Source organism: Streptomyces mabaensis, assembly GCF_053763515.1.
Window position 1 is genome coordinate 1 of record NZ_JBSOPZ010000076.1, and the last position, 3,425, is coordinate 3,425.

Genomic DNA, 3,425 nt, shown 5'->3' on the forward strand with positions numbered 1-3,425 from the left:
CCGGTCAACGAACCAGCACCCCGGCAGTCACCGTGCCCGGGAGAGGAACTACTTGCACCTCTCAAGCAACGGCATTGGCCGTTGTCCACGAGATAGCCGATCGCGTCCAGCATCGCCCGGTGGCAGTACGCTTCCGGCTGCCCGCCCTGGCCCTGCATCCAACCCGGCACCGGCAGCAGCGGCCGCACCACCACCCACTCCGCGTCCGTCATGTCGCTCGGATACCGACACTCTCGCAGGCGATTGTCGGCAGCGTTTCCGAACCGGTGAGCCAGACAGTCACACTCCCGAGTACCCGCGGTGGAGTGCACGGGCATCGGCACGCAAGACTGCGACACTAGGGTCTCCTGATGCTCGGTGATTCGACACCAGCGAGCTGTTCAGGAGGCCCTCCTCGCATGCGCCGAGCACCCGACGACCACCCAATCGAGACGGCCGTTCGAGCACCAAGCCCCCAGAGCATTACGACAGAAGCTACTTACGCGTCGGGGTGCTCCGGCAGGGCGAGCCAGTCCGACCAGGAGATCTCTCGGCCGAGGAAGCGCGGCTGCTCGAACGGCCAGTCGGCGGCGATCCACCGCGGCACCAGCTCGTCCACCACCCACCAGGAGATCTCGCCGTCCGCGCCGGCCCTCTCCGGTGGGTCGATGTAGACGCAGCCGAGCAGAGCTGTCTCCGCCGCGTCGAACAGCGCGTAGTTGAAAGACTGGTGTGCGGCGATCTCCTTCTCGTGCCGCAACAGGTCGGCCTGGTCGGCCTCGTAGGTCATGGTGGCTGCGGGCCAGCCCCAGGCTGGGCCGAAGATGGTCCACAGCCGCTCGCGCGAACCCATCACAGCCGGATAGTCGAGCGGGGTGTCCGCCTCCCGGATTGGCCGCAGGTGATGACCACTGCCCGGCAGCGGTACCAGGACGGGATGGACGAAGTCATCGGGGAGCCAGCTCATAGCGCCCGACCGTAGCAGCGCGCGGCCGTCCGCTCCCCTGGATTTTCCCCGTATACCGCCAGGTCCTGCTCTCATGCCGGGCAGTGCCCGCGATCACCCGATCGAGACTCCCGTTCGATCGACAGACTCCATGATCGGTATGGCAACGGTTTCTCATACGGCTCGTGGCGCCGCTAGTCCTCCGTGGGGATCGGGCCTTCGCACTCGTCTATCCAGTGCGCCAAAAGGCTCAAGGCAGCCAGGCGCTCCAGTGCCTGCTGCGCGGTCATCTCATCGGCCGCTTCGTGGGTGGCCGTGTTGCGCACGGTCATGTTGAGCCCGGGTGCGTACTTGGCGAGACCGTTCTGCATCGAACTGACGGTGCGGTCGTTCGCATCCCCTGGCCACCTCAGAACTGGCGCCCTGGCGGCGAAGACCTTCTCGTAGACGTTCGTGGCGTCCATGCTGGACAGCCCCGTGCGGGCCTTGACCTGGGTGGTGAGGGTCTCAGCAGCCGTCTGCGCGGCAAGCCGGAAGTGGCCGTCCAGCCAGAGTTTCCGGGCTGCTCCCCAGATCGTCGGATGCATCGCTTCCACGCCGGTGGTCGGCGGCAGCTCGGCCTCCGCTCTGAGGGTCATTGCCTCCAGCCGACCCAGGATCTGCTCGGCTGCGTCCAGGACGTCCCCTGGTTCAAGCAGTGGCTTCGGGGTGGCGATGCTCCGCCACGCCGCGATCGGGTCCACCGGCTGCGAGAAGGTGGAGACGCCTATGTACATCTGCGTCAGCCCGGGAGCGGCCGAGGCGCGGCCGGCTGCCCGTGCAACGCGGTCGCTGGCCGCGCGGAGCTCCTCCTTCGACACGTCAGCCTTGGGAGTCACGGCTGGAATGATGCCGCGGCCGAAAGGGGCTTCTGTCGTCTCTACATGGAGCAACAGGAACGCCTCGAGCGCATCCTTGAACTCAGCCACGGCTTCAGCCGTCTTACGGAGATACTCGGGGTTCCGGGACGCATCCATGCCGCCGATGGTGTCACGTCCGGCGGCCGCCCCAGCGGGGGCCTCCTCCGCTTAGCGCGGCGCCCGGGTGTGAGCCAGACGGGGCAAACTCACCCCCGAAGCAGCCCGACGCGTTCGCTGAGCAGGGCTTGGAATGCGTGTGAGGGAGCAGTGGCGTAGCGCCGCTGCTGTTCGGCCGTTGAGCAGAACCCGTGTGTGGTCCCGAGACATGATCTCGGGACCACCTCACTTCTCGCTATTCCTGTTCCGCTGTGGCCGCCGGCTCGGTCTCTTCGGCTTCGTCGTGCGGCTGTGCCAGGGCGTCAGGAATGAAGTGCGAGTAGCTCTCGCGTAAGTGCTGGGTGACGCGGTCGTCGGTCGCCTCGTAGTTCAGCTGTTCCTGGAAGAACCGCAGCTTCTTCTCCCCGGCGTCGAGGATCTCTCCCCAGCTCTTGAACCAGACTTCGTAGTTCAGCTGATGTGGTCCGGCCCCGCCGTGGCGAACTGACACGTCTCGTTAGGATCTCCTGATCATGGACTTGGTCGCGGGAAACGAGATGGTCGCCATCCCACCGGGGCAGGTAACGCTGTCGGACCGGCGGACGCAGCGCAATTGGTCGGTCAAGCTTGCGCCCTACCAACTCGCGGCATTCCCGGTCACCCAGGCGTTGTATGCACAGATCACCGGCCAGCGGCCGAGTACCGCCCGCGGGGACCAGTTGCCCGTTGAGTGCGTTTCCTGGTGGGACGCGGCGCGGTTCTGCAACGCACTGTCCCTGCACGACGGGTTCACGCCCGCCTACCACCTCTGCGCCGACAGCGAAGGCATCGAGTGGGACGCATCCGCCGACGGGTACCGGCTGCCGACCGAAGCCGAGTGGGAGCACGCCTGCCGTGCCGGTACGACCGGGCCGCAGTATGCGCCGCTCGACGAGATCGCCTGGTACCGCGGCAACTCGCACGAGCGCATCCACGTCGTGGGCGGCAAGCATCCCAACCCGTGGGGTCTTTACGACATGCTCGGCAACGTCTGGGACTGGTGCTGGGACGTCTACGACGCCGAGGTCTACGGCACCTACCGTGTGCTCCGTGGCGGTGGTTGGTTCGATGAGCACTGGAGTTGCCGGGCCTCTGCGCGGCGCCGCAGCCACCCGACATTCCAAGTCGACGACGTAGGATTCCGTATCGCGCGCTCCATCGTGTGACGACCGGTTCCCCTGCGTCGTCGAACGCGACGTCCGCCGCCCCGGCCAACGGACGGGGTCACGTCCGCTGGAGTGGTGTATCGACGGCCACTCGGTGATCTCGTTTTGAGGCTAGGCGGTGAGTTCGGTAGGCAGGGCGGTCTCGTCGGTTTCTGACTCGATCGGGTGGAGTCGGGCCTTGGCGAGGAGTTCGCGGCCCATGTAGCGGCGGGCCTCGGTCCATTCGTCGTTCTGCTCGGCGAGGACCGCGCCGACCAGGCGGATCACGGCGGTGCGGTCGGGGAAGATGCCGACCACGTC

The 3,425-nt window shown here is 66.6% G+C and carries 6 protein-coding genes; 1 reads left to right on the forward strand and 5 read right to left on the reverse strand.

Annotated features, from left to right (window positions below; translation table 11 throughout):
• The 4 genes from ACWV17_RS33695 to ACWV17_RS33710 all read right to left on the reverse strand — a co-directional run.
• Window positions 1-212, reverse strand: a 212-nt coding sequence (locus ACWV17_RS33695; RefSeq protein WP_455362649.1) for a transposase, incomplete at its 3' end; no start/stop codon positions are given.
• 266 nt (window positions 213-478) lie between these two features.
• The gene (locus tag ACWV17_RS33700) at window positions 479-946 is read right to left on the reverse strand and encodes an N-acetyltransferase (RefSeq protein ID WP_455362650.1); all 468 of its coding nucleotides are present in this window, start codon (window positions 944-946) and stop codon (window positions 479-481) included.
• 173 nt (window positions 947-1,119) lie between these two features.
• Window positions 1,120-1,941 (reverse strand): TIGR02391 family protein, encoded by an 822-nt coding sequence (locus tag ACWV17_RS33705; RefSeq protein ID WP_455362651.1) that lies wholly within the window; start codon window positions 1,939-1,941, stop codon window positions 1,120-1,122.
• Window positions 1,942-2,176: 235 nt separating this feature from the next.
• Complete coding sequence (locus ACWV17_RS33710) at window positions 2,177-2,431, reverse strand: hypothetical protein (RefSeq protein WP_455356949.1); 255 nt, start codon at window positions 2,429-2,431, stop codon at window positions 2,177-2,179.
• A gap of 22 nt (window positions 2,432-2,453) precedes the next feature.
• On the opposite strand from ACWV17_RS33710, the gene ACWV17_RS33715 reads away from it, so the two are divergent.
• A complete protein-coding gene (locus ACWV17_RS33715; protein WP_455362652.1) occupies window positions 2,454-3,125 on the forward strand; it encodes a formylglycine-generating enzyme family protein in 672 nt (223 codons plus the stop codon).
• Between the two features lie 111 nt (window positions 3,126-3,236).
• Here the strand turns inward: ACWV17_RS33715 and ACWV17_RS33720 are convergent.
• The coding region (locus tag ACWV17_RS33720; RefSeq protein WP_455362653.1) for a transposase at window positions 3,237-3,425 on the reverse strand (189 nt) is incomplete at its 5' end.

Bases quoted from the DNA above. Each gene is read 5' to 3' on its own strand.
- ACWV17_RS33715 (WP_455362652.1), top strand. From the start codon at position 2,454: ATGGACTTGGTCGCGGGAAACGAGATGGTCGCCATCCCACCGGGGCAG.
- ACWV17_RS33700 (WP_455362650.1), bottom strand. From the start codon at position 946: ATGAGCTGGCTCCCCGATGACTTCGTCCATCCCGTCCTGGTACCGCTG.
- ACWV17_RS33705 (WP_455362651.1), bottom strand. From the start codon at position 1,941: ATGGATGCGTCCCGGAACCCCGAGTATCTCCGTAAGACGGCTGAAGCC.